The sequence below is a fragment of the Paraburkholderia fynbosensis genome (assembly GCF_902859935.1).
In the GTDB taxonomy this organism is placed as follows: Bacteria; Pseudomonadota; Gammaproteobacteria; order Burkholderiales; family Burkholderiaceae; genus Paraburkholderia; species Paraburkholderia fynbosensis.
Window position 1 is genome coordinate 1 of record NZ_CADIKI010000024.1, and the last position, 22980, is coordinate 22980.

At 55.9% G+C, this 22980-nt stretch carries 16 protein-coding genes and 3 pseudogenes; 7 read left to right on the forward strand and 12 right to left on the reverse strand.

Translation table 11 applies throughout. From position 1 onward, the window contains the following. Nucleotides 1-238 precede the first annotated feature (238 nt). Nucleotides 239-463, reverse strand: a pseudogene (locus HV770_RS39015) (IS5/IS1182 family transposase); the annotation flags it as partial. Between the two features lie 342 nt (nucleotides 464-805). On the opposite strand from HV770_RS39015, the pseudogene tnpA reads away from it, so the two are divergent. Beyond that, nucleotides 806-1268: pseudogene (tnpA, locus tag HV770_RS30800) on the forward strand (IS200/IS605 family transposase). 97 nt (nucleotides 1269-1365) lie between these two features. Here tnpA and istB read toward each other — a convergent pair. Together istB and istA are read right to left on the reverse strand one after the other, a co-directional pair. Continuing rightward, complete coding sequence (gene istB, locus HV770_RS30805; protein WP_175165307.1) at nucleotides 1366-2154, reverse strand: IS21-like element helper ATPase IstB; 789 nt, start codon at nucleotides 2152-2154, stop codon at nucleotides 1366-1368. 7 nt (nucleotides 2155-2161) lie between these two features. Continuing rightward, nucleotides 2162-3685: pseudogene (istA, locus tag HV770_RS30810) on the reverse strand (IS21 family transposase). Nucleotides 3686-4463: 778 nt separating this feature from the next. On the opposite strand from istA, the gene HV770_RS30815 reads away from it, so the two are divergent. The 6 genes from HV770_RS30815 to HV770_RS30840 all read left to right on the forward strand — a co-directional run bounded on the left by HV770_RS30815 (nucleotide 4464) and on the right by HV770_RS30840 (nucleotide 12031). Beyond that, nucleotides 4464-6254, forward strand: a complete 1791-nt coding sequence (locus HV770_RS30815) for an ABC transporter permease (RefSeq protein WP_217468663.1) — start codon at nucleotides 4464-4466, stop codon at nucleotides 6252-6254. Nucleotides 6255-6268: 14 nt separating this feature from the next. Further along, a complete protein-coding gene (locus HV770_RS30820; RefSeq protein WP_175165308.1) occupies nucleotides 6269-7369 on the forward strand; it encodes an ABC transporter ATP-binding protein in 1101 nt (366 codons plus the stop codon). A 57-nt stretch (nucleotides 7370-7426) separates the two neighbouring features. After that, nucleotides 7427-8479: an ABC transporter substrate-binding protein gene (locus HV770_RS30825; RefSeq protein WP_175165309.1), complete on the forward strand. Its 1053-nt coding sequence runs from the start codon at nucleotides 7427-7429 to the stop codon at nucleotides 8477-8479. Nucleotides 8480-8623: 144 nt separating this feature from the next. Continuing rightward, entirely contained in the window at nucleotides 8624-9748 is a 1125-nt protein-coding gene (locus tag HV770_RS30830; RefSeq protein ID WP_246291354.1) for a porin, read from the forward strand. Nucleotides 9749-9847: 99 nt separating this feature from the next. Continuing rightward, nucleotides 9848-10732 carry an amidohydrolase family protein gene (locus HV770_RS30835; RefSeq protein ID WP_175165311.1) on the forward strand — a complete coding sequence of 295 codons (885 nt, stop codon included), beginning with the start codon at nucleotides 9848-9850 and terminating at the stop codon, nucleotides 10730-10732. 144 nt (nucleotides 10733-10876) lie between these two features. Then, the gene (locus HV770_RS30840) at nucleotides 10877-12031 is read left to right on the forward strand and encodes a multidrug effflux MFS transporter (protein WP_175165312.1); all 1155 of its coding nucleotides are present in this window, start codon (nucleotides 10877-10879) and stop codon (nucleotides 12029-12031) included. 172 nt (nucleotides 12032-12203) lie between these two features. On the opposite strand, the gene HV770_RS30845 is transcribed toward HV770_RS30840, so the two are convergent. The 9 genes from HV770_RS30845 to HV770_RS30885 all read right to left on the reverse strand — a co-directional run bounded on the left by HV770_RS30845 (nucleotide 12204) and on the right by HV770_RS30885 (nucleotide 22616). After that, nucleotides 12204-12998, reverse strand: a complete 795-nt coding sequence (locus HV770_RS30845) for an NAD-dependent epimerase/dehydratase family protein (RefSeq protein WP_175165313.1) — start codon at nucleotides 12996-12998, stop codon at nucleotides 12204-12206. A 467-nt stretch (nucleotides 12999-13465) separates the two neighbouring features. After that, nucleotides 13466-14473, reverse strand: a complete 1008-nt coding sequence (locus tag HV770_RS30850) for an aldo/keto reductase (protein WP_175165314.1) — start codon at nucleotides 14471-14473, stop codon at nucleotides 13466-13468. Nucleotides 14474-14664: 191 nt separating this feature from the next. After that, nucleotides 14665-16146 carry an FAD-binding oxidoreductase gene (locus HV770_RS30855; protein ID WP_175165315.1) on the reverse strand — a complete coding sequence of 494 codons (1482 nt, stop codon included), beginning with the start codon at nucleotides 16144-16146 and terminating at the stop codon, nucleotides 14665-14667. Nucleotides 16147-16213: 67 nt separating this feature from the next. Further along, nucleotides 16214-17020, reverse strand: a complete 807-nt coding sequence (locus HV770_RS30860) for an SDR family NAD(P)-dependent oxidoreductase (RefSeq protein ID WP_175165316.1) — start codon at nucleotides 17018-17020, stop codon at nucleotides 16214-16216. Nucleotides 17021-17082: 62 nt separating this feature from the next. Next, entirely contained in the window at nucleotides 17083-17757 is a 675-nt protein-coding gene (locus HV770_RS30865) for an RraA family protein (protein WP_175165317.1), read from the reverse strand. Nucleotides 17758-18222: 465 nt separating this feature from the next. After that, nucleotides 18223-19173 carry an NAD(P)-dependent oxidoreductase gene (locus tag HV770_RS30870; RefSeq protein WP_217468664.1) on the reverse strand — a complete coding sequence of 317 codons (951 nt, stop codon included), beginning with the start codon at nucleotides 19171-19173 and terminating at the stop codon, nucleotides 18223-18225. 63 nt (nucleotides 19174-19236) lie between these two features. Beyond that, on the reverse strand, nucleotides 19237-20106 hold the full coding sequence (locus HV770_RS30875) for an amidohydrolase family protein (RefSeq protein WP_175165318.1): 870 nt from the start codon (nucleotides 20104-20106) through the stop codon (nucleotides 19237-19239). Between the two features lie 345 nt (nucleotides 20107-20451). Beyond that, complete coding sequence (locus tag HV770_RS30880; RefSeq protein WP_175165319.1) at nucleotides 20452-21408, reverse strand: flavin reductase; 957 nt, start codon at nucleotides 21406-21408, stop codon at nucleotides 20452-20454. A gap of 233 nt (nucleotides 21409-21641) precedes the next feature. Next, nucleotides 21642-22616: a LysR family transcriptional regulator gene (locus tag HV770_RS30885; RefSeq protein ID WP_175165320.1), complete on the reverse strand. Its 975-nt coding sequence runs from the start codon at nucleotides 22614-22616 to the stop codon at nucleotides 21642-21644. Nucleotides 22617-22980 lie beyond the last annotated feature (364 nt).

Genomic DNA, 22980 nt, shown 5'->3' on the forward strand with positions numbered 1-22980 from the left:
TCATGCCTTCCATTCGCCATTCGAGGTCTTCGCCGCGACCCTTGCCTCAGCAAGTCAACCTCAAGGCTCTAAACATTAAACCCGCTGTTGCGCTTCACTCTTGAAACCGCCCGTCAAAAAATGTCACTCTGTGCCGGTGCTCGAGCTTGCGATCGTCTAATCCATTTCATCTTCGTCTTTTTAGCGCTGGGTAGTGTCAATAGTCCGTCCTGAACAATTCGCTTTGCGGCCACCGGCGTTACGGCGATGGGACCGCGGCAGTGCGGCGCTCAAGCAAGGCAGCCAGAATAAAGACGCAAAGAAGCCGTAGCTTCCTCAGGATCATCCTCTAGTTGTCGCCGGCGCCGCACAACACCGCGTGCATTGCATCACCCAGCGCGCCTTTGAGCCAGTTTCTGCCGAGCTTCCCGTCTGTCTTCATGTGATCGATGGCTGGCTCGATTGCGCTGCGTCGCCTGATCATCGGTAAGCGATGCATCGGGGCCGTCTATACGTAACTGACCAGCCTGGTTACCGAGTTGCAATGAAAGGTCGCCAAGTCCTAACTCTGGTGATTGGTCTCATTCTTTTTGCTCCAGTCCATTGTCCCGGATCGTCGTGTCTTGGAGACCCGAAATGTCAGTCCGCCTCGCCATAACTCGTCCAAAATGCGTGGCCGTGCCTAACTGTCCGTGATTTATTAGCACACTAAAAACCACGTCCTATGGACGTGGTCATCACCTGACTGGCTGTGCCTGTCAGAGCACCCGCTCATGCGGGTTACTTTCAATACGTTGTTCCCACAACGTTGAGAAAGGAACGAAACATGAGCAGGTTCAAGAGAGCATCGCGTGTGATCTGGCATTGTCAATACCATCTTGTCTGGGTGCCGAAATATCGGTACCGGGTATTGCAAGGACCGATAGGCAGGGAGGTGTTCAAAATGCGTGATGGTGTTTTGTCAGCAGTTGGGCTGCGAGGTCGTGGAATTGAATGTGCAAGTGGATCACGTCCATTTGCTGGTGAAGGTGCCGCCGAAGCTGTCGATCTCACAGCTGACGGGCGTCCTGAAAGGACATACGGCAATAAGGCTGTTCACTGCGTTTCCTGTCATGCGCAAGAAGCCATACTGGGGCAATCATTTCTGGGCGAAGGGCTACTGCGTCGATACGGTTGGTTTGAACAGCGAGATGATCCAGAAGTACGTTCGATTTCAAGAAAAGGAAGAGCAACACCAGGAGCAACTGCAACTGGAACCGCTGGGCGGACCTTCTCGGAAGGGCCGCTAGTGCGCCCCCCATTTGTCACGGGGCGGCGTAATCGAGCCGCGGATGGGCGGCGTAATGGAGCCAGCAGAAACGGGGTAAAGCGCAGATTCGAACGGGCTCAAGAATGCGGTTTTTTGCCCGGTTTGGCAACCGCGTTTTCACTGTTTCCCGGCATCGGTTTGGGTTTGCGGAAGCTCTCACCTTCGATCACGACGCGATAGGCACCGTGGCGTAGTCGGTCCAGCGTCGCGGCGCCGAGGATGCGGTTGTCGGGGAACGCGTCTCCCCATTCGCTCAGATCTAGATTTGACGTGACGATGGAAGCCGCCCGCTCGTACCTGGCGGCGATCAGATCGTGGAAGTCTTCGTCGTGGGGCGGGTGTAGCGGTTTGACAGCGAAGTCGTCGATGATGAGCAGTGGCACGCGCACGAACTGCTGGAACCTGCGCTCGTACAAGCCCGTGGCGCGGGCCGCGTGCAGCTTCTTGAGCAGATCCGTCTGCGAGATGAACAGCACATCACGCCCCTGCCTGGCCGCGCAGTGACCCAGTGCCTGCGCCAGATGGGATTTGCCGACGCTTGTTCCGCCGACCAGTAGAACGCAGACCTTCTCGTCGATGTAGCGGCCGGTGGCCAGATCGTGGATGTAGGTTCGATTCAGCTTGGGTACCAGATCGAAGTTGAACGTCTCGAGCGTCTTGCCCATCGCGAAGCCAGCGCGGGCAAGCCGTACGCCCAGCTTCTTCGTGTCGCGCCGCGCGATTTCGTCGTGCAGCAGCATGGCGAGGAACTCGGTGTAGGCAAGCTGCCCGTCAATGGCTTCACGGTTTCGCTGTTCGATCGAGTCGAGGATGCCCGAGAGGCGCAGCTGCTTGAGGATGGTGTTCAGTTCGGGACTCGGATTCATGGTCGGCTCAATGGATCAGAAGGGATTGAAGGTCGCGGCCGAAGCGGCCACCGTTCAGGTAGGTATCAGTGGGCGCCGTAGTCGTGGATGGCGCCGCCGCCTCGCTGTCGAGTCCCTTGTCGAGGATCGTCTTGATGGTGCGATATTGGGGGCTGGAGAACGCGAGCGCGCGCTCGCACGCAGCGTTCAGCCGTGCATCGCCGACCTTCTCGCGCAGCCGCACGATGCCTTGGGCGCCGCGCAGGTTCTCAAGCACCGTGTTGTTGAACATCGCGAGGATGACGGCGTGGCAGGCTGGGCCGATATCCTTCGCGCGCGCGAGGCACCACTGGGGATCGTGCTCGAGCCACGCTTGCGCTTCGGGCGGCTGATGATCGCGCACGGTATGGCGGTCGCCGGGTTTGCGTAGCCTCGGATGAGTGGCGACGAGCTCGTGCCGGTGGAACGCCTGCACGGCCGTGTCGGTGGCCTTGAGCCACAGTTGCTTGCCCACCAGCGTGAAGGGCACGGAGTACAGCGCCTTCCTGTAGACGACGTGCCCATCCGTGTGCACCTTGACCTCGGACCACACAGCCAGTACCGGCGGCACATCGGGCAGGCGCGTGAGCAGCGGCCGCTCGATCGCGAAACGCGTGAGCGGTTGCTCGTGTGTGGTGCCGTGATCGCGCACACCGGCGTGCTGCATGATCCACTCGCGCAACTGCCGGTTCGCGTCGGCCAGATTGCGGAACTCACGTAGTGGTACGAAGGACTTCTTGACGTACTTGACTCCGGATTCAACGATTCCCTTCTTGGCTGGGTCGTGCGGCGGACACGGGTCGATGCGGAAACCCTATGCTTCGGCGAGCCCCGCGTAGGAGCGCTGAACCTCAGGACTGTGCAGGCAGTGCCGGATGATCGCGCACTTGGCGTTGTCGATCGTCACCCGGGAAGGACAGCCCCCGAACCATTCGAAGGCCCGGCGATGACAGGCCAGCCACGTCTCGACGGTCTGGTCCAGGACGACCTCGGCATACTGGTGCCGGGACCAGCACAGGGTCATCACGAAGATCCACGTCTTGAGCGCTGCCCCGGACTCGTGCGTAAGCACGGGGCCGGCGCCGAAATCAACCTGGGCGGCTTCGGCGGGCGCGAACTCTAGGATCGTCGTTGCCTTGACGACGCGTTCGGCCGCCAGACGGCGCAGCATGCGCTTCACGGCATCGTAACTGCCGGTATAGCCGTGATTGCGCTGAAGGGCTGCATGGATTGTGGTGCCCTGGACGCCGGCGGCAAGCCACTCGCGAACCTGCTCGCGGTACGGCTCAACCGTCGAGACGCTACTGCGTGGCACCTGTCTCGGAACGCTGTTGAGGACGCTGGCGATCTCGGGGTCTTCCGGCATGGGCTGCGCCGGATTGAGCCAGCCTCGCAACTGGGCTTCCTGCCGTAGTGCTGCAAGCTTCGCTCGGCCCATCAGGCGTCGCCGCGCGATGTCGCGGTCGGAATCACCGCGTCGCATGCGCACAAGGATATGACGATACTCAAACAATTCGAACCTCCTGTTGGCCATAGGCGCTCCGCTCAAAAGAACGGAGCGTACCGACTTGGAAAGTTCGAACTGCGCTTGTGCCCGCTACCGCTGGCGCCCCAGGGTGGCTTCTTTACGCCGCCCATGAGGTGGCTCGATTACGCCGCCCCTGAACTGGCTTCATTGCGCCGCCCCTCAGGTGGCCCCATTACGCCGCCCCCGGATTGGCTCTATAACGCCGCCCGCTGACACCATTGGGGGCATAAGGCAAAACCACGTTCTAAGAACGTGGTTTTTTACTCCCGCACCAGCTGCGATGGTCCGGCGTCGAAACTCTTCCAGTTCACGTGCGGAAATTATGGGGGGATGCGATCGGTCCCACGTCGCACTGAAAAAACGCAGGTTGGATGTCACGACGGAAATGCGGGTTTTCGAGCATGTCTCGAAAGAGAACATAGCCCACACATGAAAACGATCACATGGGGTGAGCTTAAATTAGTTAACGACTATGAATTAGCCTATGTCGATAGCGCAGGATAATCACCTAGAAGGCTCCGCTGACGCGGCAGTCGCGCGCAGGTTCGGCGGTGTCTGCGAAACGGCGGAGCCCTTATACGACGCCTGTTCCCGACTCGCGCGAGGTATTTGACGCGGCGTATCCATCGGTTTGATAGATGTATCTCATCAAAATATTGCGCATCTCTATCGGCTTCGCCTTTAGTAAGCTGCGACCATCAAATATGGAAAAAGATCTGGCAAACAAACATGGGGTATAAGGCAGACCCTAGGAGACAAGTTCATGCAGCCGTTGCAGGACAGTGACACCTCGGTCGGTGACCGAAGCCTAACCCGCCACCCCGCCGGTCTTCGCATGAATGCGGCTTCGCGAAGGGCAGTATGCATGCGCCTCGCGAGGCGAACTCTGGATCCCCAGTCATTGTGTGTTGCGTTCATCGTTGTGCTCTTAGGTTTTATTACCGTCTATCCGATGGTGATGCTGCTTTACGGGAGCTTCCATTCGACGCCGCCAGGAATGTCTGGAAGTTTCAATTTGGCTGGGTATATCGCCGCGTTGAAACCCTCGAATCTCGTTGTGCTTTCGAACAGCGTCGGCATAGCAATTATGCAAACGCTACCGTCGGTGGTGCTTGCGATCCTCCTGGCATGGATCATCGCGCGGACTGACACGCCTGGGCGCGCTACTCTTGAGATCTTGATAACGCTCCCTTTCTTTCTGCCGCCGATTCTCACAGCGATGGCGTGGGGGATGTTGGGTAATCCGCAGAACGGTCTTATTAATGATGCGTACAAGTTGCTTACCGGTAGCTCAAAACCCCTCGTAAACGTCTACTCCTATGGTGGAGTCGTGTGGCATCTGATGCAGTATTCAACTGCATTCTTGTTTCTTTTCTTGGTCGACGCGTTCCGCGTGATGGATCCGTCGTTAGAAGAGGCAAGTCGCATGTGCGGTGCCGGTTACAGATATACGTTTCGGCGCATTACGCTAGGCGTGATGCTTCCCGTAATCACAAGCGCCGCGATTCTTGCGTTCATTCGAGGCGTTGAGGCTTTCGAGTCTCCAGTGTTCTTCGGCACGCCAGCCGGAGTCAAAGTTATAACCACCGAGATCTACGACTCAATCACGGGCCGCACGCCACCAGACTATCAATACGCGTCGGCAATCGGCTTCGTAATGCTCGTGCTAATGCTTTGTGTGGTTTTGCTGCAGTGGAAGTTACTCCGAGGCAAAAGCTTTCAAACGGTAACTGGGAAGGGATTTCGTCCGGCACCGATTCAGTTGGGACGATTGAAGTGGCTCACGTTCGCGATATGCGTGCTCTACTTTCTAATTTCTGTAGTTCTACCGGTCGGCCAATTGCTTATCGGCTCGTTCTTTCAATTTCTGGGCTTCTACAGCGTTGACTCGCTGACACTCGATCACTATAGAAACGTATTCGACAACGCGGACTTTTGGCGGTCGTTCCGGAACACGATGTTCCTCGGTCTCGGCGGTGCAACGGCGACAATGCTTGTGGGTTGTCTCATAAGCTATATCACGGTCCGAACTCGTATGAAGGGCCGTCAGGTGATTGACGTGATCGCGTGGATTCCATGGATGCTACCGGGCATTGTCCTCGGTGCGGGATTTTTATGGGCCTTCGCAATGCTACCTGCTGGGATTCCGATCTATGGAACGATTTGGGCGCTCTTTTTTGCCTACCTCTCGCTAGGAACGCCCGTAGCCGTCCGGCGTATGAGCGAGGCATACCGGCAGCTCTCTGTTGACCTTGAAGAGTGTTCCCGAGTGCACGGTGCGAGTTGGGCTCAGACCATCTGGAGAATCATGATCTCGTTGACGTGGCCCGCGTTCACTGTGGGATGGGTGCTCGTCTTCTTTGGGATCATGCGCGAACTGAGTGCATCGATTCTCCTTTATTCCGTAGGAAACGAAGTCATGTCGGTGACCCTGTTGAAACTTTGGCTGAGCGGTCAAGCAGAGGAAGTATGCGTCATTGGGTTGCTGATGATTGCACTTGTCATCGTTTTGCGCCTCCTACTTCCGCGCATCGGCGGACGTTCAAAAGTGTGAAGGACCGGAGTGCTATGTCGAACATTACCCTTGAAAACGTAAGCCGCGCCTTCGGCAGCAACGTTGTCGTCGATGGCGTCAACCTAAACATTTCACCCGGCGAATTTGTGACGCTCCTTGGCCCATCGGGCTGCGGGAAAACGACCACCTTGCGCATGGTTGCTGGATTGGAGCGCAACAGCGGAGGAACCATTAAGATCGGGGACGCCGTCGTGAGCGATGCATCCCAAAAGATCTTCGTTCCGCCTGAGCGACGATCTCTCGGGATGGTCTTCCAGTCGTACGCCATTTGGCCTCATATGACCGTCTTCGAAAACGTTGCGTATCCGCTCAAAGTCCGGCGGATGCCCGAGCGTGATATTCGGACCAAGGTTGATAAGGCTCTGCGCCTTGTCGAGATGGAGAGATTCGCCGAAAGACCCGCGCCGGCGCTTTCCGGTGGGCAGCAGCAACGCATCGCGATCGCTAGAGCGCTGGTCTTTGAGCCAAAAGTGCTATTGCTGGATGAGCCGATGAGTAATCTTGACAGCCGGCTCCGGACCCAGATGGGAGATGACTTTCGTGAACTGCAGCAACGTCTAAAAATCACAACCCTGTATGTCACGCATGATCAGGCAGAAGCGATGTCGCTATCTGATCGTGTCGCTGTCATGAGCGGGGGGGAAATTCTGCAGATCAGTGCGCCGTCGGAGATATATCACCGTCCCGCCAATCGGCAGGTAGCGGAATTCTTTGGTTCTCCCAATCTGCTCAAAGCGATGGTCGTAGGAAGCTCGAAGAGACCCGATGGCCTTTTCAACGTGCGGGTCCGCGGATCGGGATGGCAGGGAAGTTGCACCGGAGAGAGAGACGTTGCTCCGTTTTCGGAAATCACGGTGATGATTCGCTCAGAAAACTTTCGGTGTGAGGCTGGGTTAGCGGTGGAAACTGGCGATGTAATTCATCTCTCGGGAACGGTAAAAGAGTCGGTTTTCCGCGGCCCGACCAGGTCGCTGGCGATTGCCAATGGTGAACAATGCATACGGGTGGAGGCGCCTTCCATGACAAACCCCGCCGTGGGTTCAGAGATCACGTTGTTTGCGAAGTCCGAAGGGGCTTGGGTACTGGACAGCTGAAAAAGCTAAACGATCTGGAATGGTCGGTTTCAGAGTAGTGATTTTTACGTTCGAAGCATGAGTTTGTCCATATTAAACAGTGGGGGAGACGAGATGTTGAACGGAAGAAAATTAGCGCTGGCCACGATGCTTTGTTTGACTGGTGTTGCGAACGCGCAGGAAAACAATTGGGACAACGTAGTGGCCGCAGCAAAAAAGGAGAAGACTGTCGTTTTCTATACTGGTTTGCTTTCCAGCAAATGCATGGATCGTAATATACAGCGATTCAAAGACCAGTATGGAGTTGAGGTTCAGAGTTTTCGTGCCCGTGGGGGAGAACTCCTCGAGAGAATTAGGGTCGAGCAGGCGTCGAATCGGTTCATCGGGGATGTGGAATGGAATGGGCCGCCTGTAATCTTCCTTCAAGGTCAGGCCGGCGCCCTCGAACCGATTGGGCAATTGCCCAACACGGCTAACTTGCTTCCCGGCTTCGCAGTCGAGAAATTTGCTGTCCCGGCGGAGCGCAGTTCTATCGGCATGGTCGTCAATGATCGCTTGGTCAAGCCTGGCGACATAAAGAGCTGGAAAGATATTATCGATCCAAAGTGGCGTGGGAAGATCGCGACCGACCAGATGGACGTTATGGGTATCGGGAACATTTGGTTTGATGTAACCGAGCGAGCGTTCGGGAAGAGCTATCAGGAGGCCCTCGCGAAGAACAAGCCATTGATTTCGCGGGACTGGGGCGCCATGCAGAGACGGGTCGCTAGCGGGGAATATCTGGCTTATGTAGGCATCGAAGCCTTCAACGGACTTACCGCGAGGGGCCTCCCTGTGAAGTGGATGGTTCCGGCGGAAGGGGCTCCAGCGTACACGGCGAAACTTGCTGTTTTGAAAAACGCGCCACACCCCAATGCTGCACGTCTGTTTATTAATTTCTTACTGAGCAGCGAGTCTCAATTGCAGTGCGCGGGGGAAGCAATGGGACCGGTGGTGAAAGGGGTCCTAGATAAGGTTGATCCGACGATGAAGCCTTATGTAGACGTCAAACAACTGGGTGAGCAGAGCCCTGATCCGGCTGAGGCTCAGAAGGCGGTCGACCTGGCTCGTCAGATCTATATGACGCGCTAGGAAGGTCCCGAAAAAGCTGTGGCCTTTTGGGCCTCAACTTTGATGGGTGACCAGATGTTCCGTCCAAGCCGGATCCAGAATAAACCGGTCCAAAAGAGAAGTTAATTAACAACAATCTGAAAGTATTTTATGTCGGAGTACTTAGTGAAAAAGTCTATAGTTGTAGCCGCAATTGCCGCCTCGTGTGCAGGCCCCGTATTCGCTCAAAGTAGCGTTACCCTGTACGGCATTATTGATGCAGGCTTAAACTTCGTGAACAACGACGGTGGAAAACAACTTTACCAATTCCAGAGCGCTGTATCTGGGTCACGCTGGGGTCTCAAAGGCTCGGAGGATTTGGGGGGAGGAACTTCCGCGATTTTCCAACTGGAAAATGGCTTCAGTCCTTTTACCGGAAAGCTTGGACAGGGTGGACTGTTCTTCGGTCGTCAGGCCTATGTCGGCCTATCGAACAATAGATTTGGTACGTTGACGCTTGGTCGCCAGTACGATCCATTGGTAGACCTCGTGGGGCCGCAGACGTTCAATCAGCACTACGGGGCGTTATTCTCGCATGTGAACGATATTGACAACAGCGACGATGCGTTCCGTGTCAGCAACGCCGTGAAATACGTGTCACCAAGCTGGAACGGGCTGATTGCTGAGGGTATGTATGCTTTTGGCGGTGTAGCCGGTCAGTTCCGCCAGAACAGCACGATTTCAGGAGGGGTCAAATACGCTGGCCAAAGCCTCACTGTAGGCGCCGCTTACTTTTACGCAAGAGATCCCGCGACCCAATTTCCGGATGGCAATTTCCAGCCGAATACGACTAACTTGAACGTCTCCACAACTGGCGTGTTCGGCTATGTGGGCAACCCGTCCAACATGCAGACGGTCGGGATCAGCGCTTCCTATAATATTGGCGCTGCCCAGTTTGGCGGCGCCTTCACCAACGCTCGATTTGACGATGCAAATGGGGTGAAAGGAAACACCGTCTGGTTTAACAACTACGAGATTTGGGGGCAATATTTCTTTACGCCTGCCATGGTGGCTGGGTTGGGATACAACTATTCCAACGGCCATGTTGACGCCACTGATGCCAAGCCGCACTATCACCAGCTAAACGCTGTCGCGGACTATTTTCTTTCGAAGCGAACCGACGTGTATTTGCTAGGTGTGTTCCAGCAAGCGGGTGGTGGGGCGTACGCAAACATTTATCAAGTCTTTACTGGTCAATCGACAACGAACCGCCAGTTCTTGCTCCGGGTGGGCATGCGCCACCGGTTTTGATGAAGCTGGATAAGCGCGCCGGCTGGTGATTTTGGACTAAAGGAGCGTGTCTCATCTCCCCAGCCGGCCACTTACGCACGAATACTTGAGGCTGAGACTATGAAGGATTATTTACTCTCTGGAGAATCGGTATTGCAATGTTTTAACTCAGAACCTAGAAAACCACTCATGGTTCTTCCACCGGGTGCATGTGATACGCACGTGCATGTCGTCGGTCCTCGGAGTCGTTTTCCGTTTGTCGAAAATCGCCCCTTCACACCCGCCGACGCGTCTAAAGAGGCGCTTTTTGAACTCCATCGAGTATTGGGGTTTGAGCGATGCGTCGTCGTGCAGTCTGGGATTCATGGGTTTGACAATAGCGCGGTCGAAGAGGCTATAGCAACATCCGACGGTAGCTGGGTGGGGGTCGCTCTCGTAGAGCCGACTATCGCAGATGCGGAACTGGCTCGGCTTGCCGGCGCCGGATTTCGCGCGGTTCGCTTCACGTTCTCATCCAGTCATGCGCAGGCGCAGCCGGACGAAGTCATTGATCTCAGCCATCGTCTCGCACGGTATGGCATGCACGTTCAGATTCAGGCAGACGGCACACTGTTGAGCGAGCTATCCCGTGTTCTAATGCAGAGCGCCGTGCCGGTCGTAATAGACCACATGGGGCGGGTCAATGCAGCGTTAGGCGTGGATCAGGCACCTATGGCCGCACTTCGCTCGCTTCTGCAGAATGAGAAGTTTTACGTGAAGATCAGCGGCATAGACCGGATTACCATTGGAGGAAACTACGCAGATGGTATCCAAATCGCCCGTGCACTAGCGGAGGAGTTTGGCGATCGCTGCCTTTGGGGGTCCGATTGGCCACACCTAGGGAATGACCACGTTCCGGACGACGCCGAATTGGTCGAACTGCTGGAGTCGATCTCACCTAACGAGTCCGATCGATCCAGGATCCTGGTGGAAAATCCTGCGCGGCTCTTCCGCTTCGAAGGCTAGACGTTTCGATTGCTGTCCTAAATTACGAGATCTGTCTTGGCGCTCAGCCGACAAACTGCGAAGGAACTCTTGATGAGCGCTTGAATTATTACGCTCATCAGGAGTCGACGTTTGTCACAAGTTAAGGAAACGCCGAGGGCGTCCATGTGGTTGCTGGTGCTGCTTGTGCTCAGCGGCACATTAGCGATGCATATGTTTGTACCCGCATTATCGCAGGCTGCGCGCGATCTGGGAGCAGACAGCGGCGAGATGCAACTGACAATTAGCCTGTATGTCTTGGGGCTGGCGTTCGGTCAACTATTTTATGGTCCGTTGTCCGACACGTTCGGCCGACGACCTATGTTGGCAATCGGGCTGACAGCTTATACCGTCGCCGGCTTTGCTTCCGCAGTCTCCGGAAGCGTTGTGTTTTTGATCTATGCCAGACTGCTTCAAGCCTTGGGAGGCTGTGCAGGGATGATCCTTGGGCGGGTAATAGTTAGCGATACCTCGTCGGGTGACCTTGCGATCCGTCGGCTGGCGCTTCTCAATCTGATTGCTGTGGCTGGTCCCGGACTCGCGCCCGCGCTCGGCGGATTCGTCACCGAGACGTTCGGCTGGCGAATGATATTTGTGTGTCTCGGAAGCCTGGGGATTTTGAATGTAATCCTCGTACTTACTCTATTACCTGAGACCACAATTCGAACCCGTCGAGTGGAATCGCAGGTCCTGATTGGCGACTACTTGCGACTGATTCGATCTCCGATGTTCCTGGGATACGCTATAGGAGGAGGTTGTGCCACGAGCTCGAGCTATGCGTTCATCTCCGCGGCGCCTTTCATTCTCGCCGACCTACACCGTAGCTTACATGAGGTGGGCTTTCTGCTTGGCTTCCTTGCACTAGGCGTCTTAGTCGGTAGTGCAATTACAAGCCGAATTGTGGGCCAAATTCCGGTCGCGCGCTTGCTCTACACTGCGAATTTTCTCGCCTTCACGGCTTCGATATCTTTCCTGTTGCTTGCGGTGACGGGCAAGCTAAATCTCATGTGGGTCGCCGGGCTCCAATTTTTGTACACTCTGAGTGCGGGGATGACAGGCCCGGTTGCGATGACGAAAGCAATCAAAGCGAATCCCGTTGTTATGGGATCTGCAGCAGGATTAGCGGGGTTTGTTCAGATGGGCGTCGGCGCAGTATGTATTTGGCTGACGGGATTGGGGGGAGGGGCGGGAGTTGGTGCCGGCGCGGTCGTCACCGGCGCCAGTGTGGTGGCCCAGATTTCTTTCCGCATCGCTGCTCGAAGTGAGCGACTGACCGGCTAGTTCCAGTGGAATCCGCTATGCGCCATCGCGACTTCGCCGGGCGGATGGCCCCTCGGGGCATCGGTAGTCTGTGATTGCTTGACGCTGGCAACGACGTAGATTTTCGAGCAATGCCGATGCCCGAGAAAGTTTCGGGCACCGCCTCTTCTAATGCGGAAATGCGGGTGGAGAGTCACCCAGCCTTGTTTGCGCAGAAACCTGCCCCTTGGTACTGTGCCTCGATCTCGTTCGAAGGTCGTACACCTTGCAGCTTTTCAATGTACGGGTCTGCACTGTCGGTGGGTGTCCATTGAATCGCATCGCGCAAGTCGTTTGCCCAGAACGACTGCCGATTGTCCGACGTCGCCCAGACGACACACCAGCCGACGTTGCTGGCTTCACCGCCACGAATGATCAGGTCGTTCAGATCCGCCCGAGACAGCCATGTGGCCAGCATGCGCTGATCCAACGGTTCAGGCGGTTCAGCGGAACCAATTCGAATTATTAAACTTTCTACGCCATGCTTGTCCCAGTAGAGGCGGGCCATAAGTTCACCGTATGCCTTCGAGAGGCCGTAGTATGAATCCGGCCGATACATGCAGTCATAGTCTAACCGCTCATCTTGACGATAAAAGCCAAAACAATGGCTCGACGAAGCGTACACGACCCGGCATTTGTTCGTTCTGGCCGCCTCATAAATTGAGTAAATCCCTTCGATATTTGGGCCAACAGTTTCGCGAAACGGTCGATCGGTAGCCTGTCCTCCGAAGTGGACGATCACATCGGCGCCGCGGGAATAATCGACGATCGATGCTTCATCCGCCAGATCTATCTGCCTAAATTCCGCATCGGCGGGCAGCGTGCCCGGGAACGGCTGGATATCCGTCAGGCGCAGCTTCCAGCCGTGACCACTGAGCGCGGCAGCTATTTCGCGACCGAGTTTTCCAGATGCTCCGGTCAACAGAGCTGTAACTTTTTTAGGTTGCACTATTCACTCCACAGTTCGATACGTTTCCAGCGCTTTCCGCAGCACCGTCAGGGACTAGATCACGCTGCCACGCCAGTCTCTCTTGAGGCGCGACAGCGAGCCGATGGACAGTCGGCGGCAGCTTTCGCTCGGCACTGTCTTGGTTGAATGAACGCTCTTCAGTGTGCGTATCAAGGCGGCCTTCGAGGTCATGGGTGGGTTGCCGCTTGCCGTGAGACCGTCTCGTCCGATTCCTGACATTGCCGTGTGCTAGAGCAGGCCCAGGTTCATGTCAATCTCTTTCCTCAAGATATCGGTAGCTCGTCGTGAGGCCGTTCGCCCACCGGCCTGAAAGCCTTCCTGCTACTTCACGCGGTCGCGTTATTCTTTGCAGGGGGCACCGATTTCCGCGAGATTGCGATAAGTTCCGAGAGCGTTGTACGTGCGTACAGTTTATTCGTGCGACTGTTCGCGTTGATTTCACGTTTCTAGCCCGAAATTCGGCCTAGGACTGGAAAGAGCGGATCGTTAAAGCCATATGCTGCCGCGTGCCCGGGGAGCACCAGCTCGTCAACAAAGGTCTCGTCGCTGTGAGCTGTTTGCAAATCAATGGCGGAGAGATAGTCTTTCCATTGGTCGACCGTGCGGGGACCGCCTACGACGCCACATAGAAGGGAGTTTGCCCGCAACCACGCGAGGGAAAACTGCGCGCAGTTCATCCCTTGATCGCGCGCTCGGTGAGTGACGGCCTCCGCAACGGCAAGTGACTCGTCCCGAAAATCTGTTTCAAGAATGCGCTTGTTTCCTCGACCGGCGCGGGAGTCCAGGCTGGGCTCCGCGTTACGAGCATATTTGCCAGTTAGAACGCCGCGGGCCAGCGGGCTGTAGGCAACGACGGCGACTCCGTAGTTAGAGCAGCAAGGCAGAAGCTCGCTCTCGGCTCCGCGGGTTAGAAGGTTGTAAGGTGTCTGGCAGACTATTGGTTGTGGAATCCCCATGCGGCGCGCCGCCTCGACGACTTGGGCGATGCGCCACGCCCTGAAGTTGGAAATTCCGTAGTATCGGATTTTCCCGTCGTCGATTAACCTGGCAAAGGTACTGAGCGTCTCCTCAAGCGGTGTTGTGACATCATCCCTGTGCATGTAGTAGACATCGATCCAGTCCGTCCTGAGTCGTTCCAGGCTGGCGTCGACCGCTCTATGGATCCATCGTCGAGAGAGCCCGCGGTCATTAGGCAGGGAGCCAACCGGATTTGCGAGTTTGGTGGCCAGAACCCAACGGTCTCGATCGCCTTCGAGCAGCTTGCCGACCATCAGTTCGGAGTCGCCGCCTGCATAATTGTCGGCGGTGTCAATCGCATTCACCCCGGCGTCCCGTGCCAAGGCGAGCATCTCGTTCGCCGGACCTTGACCGGTCTGGTCTCCGAACATCATCGTACCTAACCAGAGACGCGAGACTTTGAGTCCGCTCGACCCTAACGGGATGTAGGAATGCATGTAATACTCCAAGCGAAAGAAATCTAGTGGCCGAGCGGGGGGCAAGCCAAGAGGGCAATGTCGGCAGCCATGCGCAATCTCAAAAGAACAGGCTATGTGAGGAAAAAGGGGTGTGCCACGTCCAAGGCCTTATCAAAGAGTCGACACTCGACGTTGAACCTTCAGGCCGATGCGATCCCGGCACGCATGCATCAATCGAAGATTTTGCCCGGGTTCATGATGTTCTTCTCGTCGATGGCAAGTTTGATCCGGCGCATAAGATCAAGTTCGACATCCGATCGATACTTGCGGAGATGAGATTTCTTAACATACCCAATCCCATGCTCGGCGCTTATGGAGCCACCCATTCCGACAGCGATGTCGTAGACCAGTTCGTTGAACTCCGGTGCTCGGGCCAGAAACTCTTTTCCGTCGGTTCCCACCGGTTGATGGAAGTTGAAGTGAATGTTGCCGTCGCCAACGTGTCCGAAAGCGATCACACGGATGCCTGCACATCTCAATTCTGCGGCTGCACCAGCTTTCCGAACGAACTCGGCGATCTTGGCGATCGGCACCGAAACATCGTGGCTGATCACTGCCCCTTCAAATCGATGGCCTTCCACCACTCCTTCGCGGATCCCCCAAAGGCCCTTCGCTTGAGCGATGCTTTCAGCTAAGATCGCGTCCTCGGCAAGTTCAGCCTCAAGGATGCCCGTTAGAACATTCTCAGTCACGCTTCGGAGATTGTCACCAGCTTCGCTTGATGAGATCTGAGCCAACACATAGTAAGGGAACGCTCGATCGAAAGGCTCAATGGTGCCCGGAACATGTTTGAGTCCGAACTCGAGTCCAACGCGCGGGATCAATTCAAATGCTGTGAGGCGGTCACCCGACGCGGCCCGAGCGCGGGCGTAGATACCCATGACGCATTCGATGTCGCGTACCGCAAGAAGTGCAGTTTCAACCTGCACTGGTTGCGGGAAGATTTTAAGAGTTGCCGCTGTGATAATGCCCAGCGTACCTTCGCCGCCTATGAACAAGTGTTTTAGGTCGTAACCGCTGTTATCTTTGCGAAGTCCGCGAAGCCCATTCCATATCCTTCCGTCCGGAAGCACGACCTCAATCCCTAGAACGAGGTCTCGTGCGTTCCCGTAATGAAGCACTGCTATGCCTCCCGCGTTCGTCGACAGGTTCCCACCAATTCGGCAGCTGCCTTCGGAGGCCAGACTCAACGGAAAGAGGAGTCCAGCCTCGCGCGCGGCTTCCTGAACATTCGCCAAGATACAGCCGGCTTCGACGGTCATCGTGTGCCCGACGGCGTCGACTTCAACAATTCGATTCATCCGCTGGAGACTCAGCAGCACGTTGTTGCCGCCACAGAGCGGTATGCCGCCGCAGACTAGGCCGGTATTACCGCCCTGAGGAATGATTGGCGTTGCAGTTGCAGCACATATTTTGACAACCTCTGCCACTTGCTGCGTCGTGGAGGGGCGGACGACGAAGCTCGTTTTGCCCTGATGCTTTCCTCGCATGTCCTGCATATACGGCGCGACGTCGGACGGGTCTGTTATGACCCCATCTTTTCCGACGATGGCTATGAGTCGGTCCAGTAGCCACTTCGCCTTTTCCGGCTCCTTCAGCGCCGTGTATATAGGGTCGCCGATGGTCTCAGCATCAGCAGTGGACTTCAACATATATCCTCCATTATCTTCGTCGCCCTTGCAACGTGCTCAAAAGCTTAAGTTTTACCGCATGAGGCGCTCAGTTGCCCTGGTTTTGATGCGCAGCAAAATACTCGACTTGTCCAAACGGAATGAAGTTCGACCCGGTCACTGGCATGACGGTGCCCGTGATGAACGATGAAGCGCCGCTCGCGAAGAACACACACGCGGTTCCGATGTCAGCGGGCGTACCCAGCCGTTGCAGAGGCGAATTGCCGGCCTGACGGACTCGCCATTCGTTAGGTCTGTTGTTGCGCTTTTCGGGCGTGTCAATCACGCCCGGAGAGACTGAATTCACACGAATTCCGAGGTGACCCCACTCGATCGCCATAGTGGATGTCAAGCTGTCGATGCCAGCTTTTGCCGCTGTATAGTGTGCCATCATCGGACAGGGAATTCTGGTCAGCCACGAAGACACGTTGATGATGGAGCCGCCGTCTTTCATCCGCTTCGCCGCCGCTTGCGCGAACATGAACGGTGCCTTCAGATTCAGTCCGACTACCTCGTCCCAAAGAGCTTCCGACATACTAAGCAGCGGAGCAGCCTGTTCTTGCGATGCACCGCCCGCGTTATTTACGAGGCAATGCAGTCCACCGAAGGTTTCGACCGTGGTGTCGATCACCCTTTCGATGTCGTTTCGGTTCGTGATATCGCCGGTAGTGTACGCCAGTACGAGCCCGTCCTTCTGTGCGGAGCTTACCGTCTCTTCGAGCTTGCTGGCGCTTCGGCCGGTAATCATCACGTTTGCGCCGGCTCTCGCCATCTCCAGAGCAACACCTGCGCCAATGCCGCTACCTCCTCCCGTGACTAGAACTGTCTTGCCGATCAGTGTGAATTTGTCATGCATATTGCTTTCCTTTCCAAAGAGCTGCTGGAGCATCGATTCGCTGACTCGCGAAAGTTGATGCGCTACGAAGCGGAAACATACCCTGCTCGGGACAGTGCGTCGCCAATCCAATCGCCGTTGTGAGTACCGGCTTCAATCGCCGACATGATCTTCTGTTCCTTTGCGTGAACTTGCAGGGCAGCTTCCAGAACAGATTCGGCCTCGTGGAATGGCACACAGATCAGGCCGTCATCGTCACCGAGAATGAGATCACCCGGTTCTACAACCATCCCCCCAATGGAGATCGGCACATTGATCTCGCCTGGACCGTCCTTGTATGGGCCACGATGCGTGACGCCCGCCGCGTAGACGGGGAAGTTGTTCCACTTGATGAATCGATAGTCTCGAACGGCACCATTGATCACCACACCGGCAATTCCGCGCCGCATGGCATAGCTGATCATGAGTTCGCCCATCAGTGCATTGGTGCAGTCGCCGCCGGCATCGACGACTAGGACGTCTCCTGGTACTGCCATCTCGATGGCTTTGTGCAACATCAGGTTGTCGCCTGGACGGCTCTTGACGGTGATCGCCGGGCCGGCCATTTTTGATCCATCGTGGAGCGGCCTTAGAGCCGGTCCCCCGGCGGTCATTCGAGCCATACAGTCGCTTACGTTTGCAACCGGCAATTTAATATACCGGGCGGCTAGCTCCAGGCTGACAGATCGTGTTCGAGGCAAAATACGAAAGCCCAACATGTTTGCTCCTCTGTTCGATGTTTCGAGGCCTTTTTAGTGGTCCCCTTGAATATATTATGGATACTCCGGTTCAGGTCCGAAACCGCAATATTCAGGGACGTTCTATCTACAAAACCGATCGATGGACAACTTCGTCCGGGCTTACAACCGGGTCGCGATCTCACAAGCTTGGCCCGACTGCCCACTGCAGCGGCGGCCGGGCACGAAAATCCTTCTGGCGACCAGTGAGAAGCTCGGCGCCAACGCAATCAGTGAATTCTTGAAACGTACCGAACACGACTTTCCGCGCGGACATTTCTCTGAGACGATCTGTGTTCATCGTGATGTAGCAACGCAGTATCGCCGGCATCCGTCTCCACAGCGTCTTTCGAGAATAGTCGCGTCAAATTCAGATGAGCGGAACGGATGCTCGGCCGGCGATTCTGGGTGGCCTTTGCATCCATTCGTTTGTCCGCTCATTTTTGGCTAGGCGCTCACGCGACGAAGATGTTCGAGAACGAAGTCGCACACTCGGGAAGCCAGGCGCGCTTGAGCCGAGGCGCTGGCCCATGCGACGTGAGGTGTCACGAGAAGCCGAGGGACGTCTGCACGAAGTAGCGGATGTTCAAGCGGAGGAGGCTCAACATCGAGCACGTCGATAGCTGCCCCACCGATGATTCCGCGTTGCAATCCGTCTACGAGCGCAGCCGAGTCTACGAGGGCGCCACGGGCAGTGTTGATCAACACTGCGTGGGGCTTCATCAGGCCAAGCGTCTCGGCGTTGATGAGGTGACGCGTATCGGCAGTGAGCGGGACGTGCAGAGAGATGGCGTCGGAGGTAGATAGAACCTCCTGTAGCGGGGCTTCGTCTCCGACGTTACCCGACGACGCGGGATCCTCCGCAAACAAAACCTTCATTCCTAGGCTTTGGGCTAAATTTCCGACGGCTTGTCCGATGCGTCCACGCCCGACAATGCCAAGTTGACTGCCTGCCAGATCGTAAATCTTCGGGCCGGTCCAGGAGAAGTGACTGGATCCCGTCCAACGCCCGTCACTCGCGGCAGCGGAATAAGTCAAAAGATCCCGCCGCAAGGCGAATAAGGTGGCCATCACATGCTCGGCTACCGAGTGCGTTCCATAATCTGGAACATTTTTCACCTCTACACCCCGAGCACGGGCGCTTTCGATGTCGACGTTGTCGGTACCTGCCGCAGCGATCACGATCAAACTAAGTTTCGGAGCGGCGTCCAGTTCCGGACGTTGAAGTCGGATTTTGTTAGTGATAACCACATCAGCGTTTGCGATTCGAGCGGCGACTTCGTCGCTGGCCGTCGAGTCGAAGGCCTGGTAATCGATGGCTTGGTCATTGCCGAAATCTAGCGGATACGGGAGCGTTCCGGCGTCAAGAAAGACGACATTCAGGGGTTTCGTATTCATTACAGGCCTTTCGCATTAGATGAGTTAGATGTTTGAGATGGGATGTTGTGGTCGATCTGTGCTTTACGAATTAAAGCCGTAAAGTGCCGCGGGGTTTTCGACCAATACTTGACGTTGAGTCGTCTCGTCGGGTAGCCAATTCAGTACCGCATCCATAAGGTCTGCTGGATCCGGGGCAGCGTTATTGTGATTCACGAAGGGCCAGTCACTACCCCAAAGAAGACGATCGGCCCGCGTATCCAATAGCCGAGAAATGAAGGGGCGCAGATCGTCATACAGCGGAGAATGGACGGACAAGTGATAGGGCGCTGATAGCTTGACCCATAGCCTACCTGTGGTCATAAGGCGCAGCAAAGCTTTGAACGCCGGTTGCTCGATTCCTTTCTCGCATTGAATGTGCGCCAAGTGATCGATCACAATCGGGCACCCCAGCTCTCTCAGAGTTTCTTCAGTCTCAATCAACAGTCGCGGATTGAGCAATAGCTGGATATGCCACTGGCGTTCGTGAAGCTTTCCAGCAAGCTCGGGCAGCGATGACAAAGGTGCACCGATAGGAAGCGTGCCGATCACCCTTATTCCACGGGCACCCTGATTCCAGAACACTTCGAGTTCTTGTGCGCTGACTTCAGGGGGAGCCATAATTACCATGCGCGTTGGAATAGGAAGCTCGGCCGCTGCGCTCATCAGTCGATGATTGTCAAAAGCATAGACGCTCGGTTGCACCAATACAGCGCGATCGATGCTTAACATGCGACAGATGGAAAGATAGTCCGAGGACGTAGCATCTTCTGGCGTGAACTTGCGTTCCGGTGAAAAAGGAAACCGGTCTGCAGGGCCGAATACATGAAAATGGCAATCCGTTGTGCCAGATGGCGGGAGGGCCCGGGGACGCGTGAGTGGTCCGGGGCGCCACTGAGTGATCTGACTTAACAAAGGGTTTTGCTCCGACTATTAAGGGCTTTGCAGGCCGCGGTTATCTGGGGAGAAGGCTTTCCTTGAAAGTCTTACCTTCATACTCGGTGCGGAAGATTCCCCGCTACTGCAGATGCGGTACTACTTGGTCAACGAAATCATCGATGCCAGAAGGGGGGATATTGAAGCCACGACACCGCTCGTCAGCCCAGCTGAGATTGGCGTGATTGATAGGGCTGTGCGTCAGAAAGCTCAGCAGATGCATCATAAGACACCTCTATCAAGGTTCAATGTTTTCGATTTCCGGCTCGGCACCACATGTGAGAAGGAGCGACTTTGAAGGGCTCCTTAAGGCGTCGTTCTGGTTCACGAATGGTTCAGCAACGCAAAGAGCACCTTACGCGCGGAATGCAACTCTTCCGGCGAAATCTCCTCGGTTTGGGTGGAATCGAATTCTCGGAGTCGCTCGTGGAGGGTCAACTGAAGCTTCTCGCCGGCGTCGGTGAGCGCAAACTCTTCGACAGTTCCCTTCTTCGTGATAAGGCCTCGATTCAAGAGGTCGCCGATCGCATCCATCGCGTCTGGACGAGGCAGGTACATCTCGTCAATGATTTGTGCTGCTGTCTTGTGCTGCTTATTTCTCAGGCTAACGAGGACGCGTGCGTGCGAAACAGTGACGCCTTGCGCTTGACGATACTTGTCAAATCGCGCGGACAATTCATGATGGACGCGAAAGATAAGCGTCGCGAGCGAATAGGATTCTTGGGATGAGTCCTCGAGGGATGGCCTTGTTTCTCGTGGCTTCAGATCGGGGTGCGGCTCGGCGATTCCGTAGTACCCTTGCACATAGAGCAGGGGCTTGCCGTTCGATCGCGCATATCGGGCTACGCGGCCAATCAAGAGTATGTGATCGCCACACTCATAGAGAGCTTCCGTTTCGCACTCGAGAACGGCAATGGCGCCCATGACCCTGGGGGCGCCGTTATGACCAGGAAGCCAAGAGATCGACTTGAACTTGTCTTCATCGCCGCTCGAGAACGCCTGCGAGATCGCGATCTGATCGCTACCGAGCACGTTCACTGAAAAATGCTTCGCCTCACGAAAGGCGTTGTAGCTTCGCGAGGTCTTGCCGAGTGCCCAAGCAATCAACGGCGGGTCGAGAGAAATCGAACTGAAAGAATTGGCTGTGTTACCGACCCGTCCAGCAGGCGTTTCGGCAGTTACGACCGTGATGCCCGTTGCAAATTGTCCCAGGCAACGCCGGAACGCACGCAAATCTGATTCGGGCGTTTCGTATCCAACGTCGGTCGTTTTGGCGTCCATGGCTGTCGTCTCCATTGCGAAAGGTTGCTGCGCCTTTCGCATTACTGTTGATGGAGATAACCATATCAAAGCTCAGGAGATGGATATCGGCAATATTTCGATGATTTCCATCTGCTTTGAAGATAGACGGCCCGGTTTGTAAGCTACCGAAGGGGCGCGAGGAATCTCATCGGAGATTCTGTCGGCAGAATCTCCGTGCTATGCCGCGACTTCTTGGCAAATGTGAAGCGCGCTCAGCCTGCGGCGCCCCGAGGAGCCATGCCTACGGGGATCGCTGTGCCCAGCTCGTCCATCGGAATTGCAGGGCGAACGTCCAGTCGCTCTCGTAGATCGTCAATGAGCCACCGTGCGACTTTTCCCAGTCTGTAGTTCCGTCGATGAACCACGTGTAAGCCAATGCTAAGGTGGCCGCCAGCGAGCCGCTGCAGGGCGATTCGTTTGAGTCGCCCAGACTCGAGATAGTCTTCCACGAAATGCAAGGGAACGTGACACCAACCGAATCCGCCAAGCAGGTATTCAAGACGGGTTCGCTGATCGGCGAACTGCCAATAACGGGCTCCGAGCGGTGCGCCAGGTGCTACGGTCTGCATCCGTTGCTCTGGGTCGGTCAGAACAAGTTGAAGATGCTGATTCAGTTGGGCATTGGATATCGGGCCATCGACCAGGGCTAATGGATGTTGCGCGCAAACCACCGGGACAATCGGAATGGCGGCAAGGAATTCACTTTCGAATTCACCCCTACCGACGTTGTAGGGCGGGTAGATGCCAAGTTGAGCCGCGCCGGCTTCCAGACGCTTCTCGGGCGAGCCTAACGCCTCGGCGTAAATGGTCACGCGTACGGCAGGAAATAGCTCGCCAAGCACCCGCAGGGAGTCCATCAGGTACTTGTTGGGAAACATCTGCTCAACGGCCAACGTCAGTTCCGGTTCTATGTCCGACGCGAACGTTGCGGCACGCGCCCGAAGCGCCTCTGCTCCTTCGAGAATGATCCTGGCGTCGTCGATCAACGCCTTGCCAGCATCGGATAGGACAGGGAATTTTCCAGAACGGTCGAATAGCTCGATCTCCAGCTCGTCCTCGAGCGTCTGGACAGACTGACTTACTGCGGACTGTGCCCGAAGAAGCTTGCGCCCTGCGGCCGAGAAACTACCCTCATCGGCCGAGGCGACAAGCGCACGGAGTTGATCTAGGGTCAGCCGGTCGAGCATGTACTATCTCCTTTGCCGTGAGTAAGCTTATTTTTCATCACTTTGCGATCTTGCGTATTGCTCGCAAACCCTTAGGCGGCCGATCAGTCCGAGTCTATCGACATTACTAGGTATGTGCATACATAATAGTAAGCGCATCCTATCTATCTATTTTGTCGATGACCCGTATCGGGATTTGGCTGCTTCCCACAGCCAGAGGAACGGGATAATGTGCTGACCGTGCAGTGTCGTTTTTGGTCCGAGAAAGCAGCTGAAAGCCTACCTTGCGAGCGATGCCTCGTGGCGTATTAAGCGTTCGTTGCTAGAGAGTTGCGCTACCTCGAAGCGCCCGGCTTGGCGCCCTGCTAACCGACGTCACCGAGAT

What these genes read in the sequence shown, in the direction of transcription:
- istB (WP_175165307.1), bottom strand. Translation starts at nt 2,154, where the DNA reads ATGAATCCGAGTCCCGAACTGAACACCATCCTCAAGCAGCTGCGCCTC.
- HV770_RS30815 (WP_217468663.1), top strand. Translation starts at nt 4,464, where the DNA reads ATGCAGCCGTTGCAGGACAGTGACACCTCGGTCGGTGACCGAAGCCTA.
- HV770_RS30820 (WP_175165308.1), top strand. Translation starts at nt 6,269, where the DNA reads ATGTCGAACATTACCCTTGAAAACGTAAGCCGCGCCTTCGGCAGCAAC.
- HV770_RS30825 (WP_175165309.1), top strand. Translation starts at nt 7,427, where the DNA reads ATGAGTTTGTCCATATTAAACAGTGGGGGAGACGAGATGTTGAACGGA.
- HV770_RS30835 (WP_175165311.1), top strand. Translation starts at nt 9,848, where the DNA reads ATGAAGGATTATTTACTCTCTGGAGAATCGGTATTGCAATGTTTTAAC.
- HV770_RS30840 (WP_175165312.1), top strand. Translation starts at nt 10,877, where the DNA reads ATGTGGTTGCTGGTGCTGCTTGTGCTCAGCGGCACATTAGCGATGCAT.
- HV770_RS30850 (WP_175165314.1), bottom strand. Translation starts at nt 14,473, where the DNA reads ATGCATTCCTACATCCCGTTAGGGTCGAGCGGACTCAAAGTCTCGCGT.
- HV770_RS30855 (WP_175165315.1), bottom strand. Translation starts at nt 16,146, where the DNA reads ATGTTGAAGTCCACTGCTGATGCTGAGACCATCGGCGACCCTATATAC.
- HV770_RS30860 (WP_175165316.1), bottom strand. Translation starts at nt 17,020, where the DNA reads ATGCATGACAAATTCACACTGATCGGCAAGACAGTTCTAGTCACGGGA.
- HV770_RS30865 (WP_175165317.1), bottom strand. Translation starts at nt 17,757, where the DNA reads ATGTTGGGCTTTCGTATTTTGCCTCGAACACGATCTGTCAGCCTGGAG.
- HV770_RS30870 (WP_217468664.1), bottom strand. Translation starts at nt 19,173, where the DNA reads ATGAATACGAAACCCCTGAATGTCGTCTTTCTTGACGCCGGAACGCTC.
- HV770_RS30880 (WP_175165319.1), bottom strand. Translation starts at nt 21,408, where the DNA reads ATGGACGCCAAAACGACCGACGTTGGATACGAAACGCCCGAATCAGAT.
- HV770_RS30885 (WP_175165320.1), bottom strand. Translation starts at nt 22,616, where the DNA reads ATGCTCGACCGGCTGACCCTAGATCAACTCCGTGCGCTTGTCGCCTCG.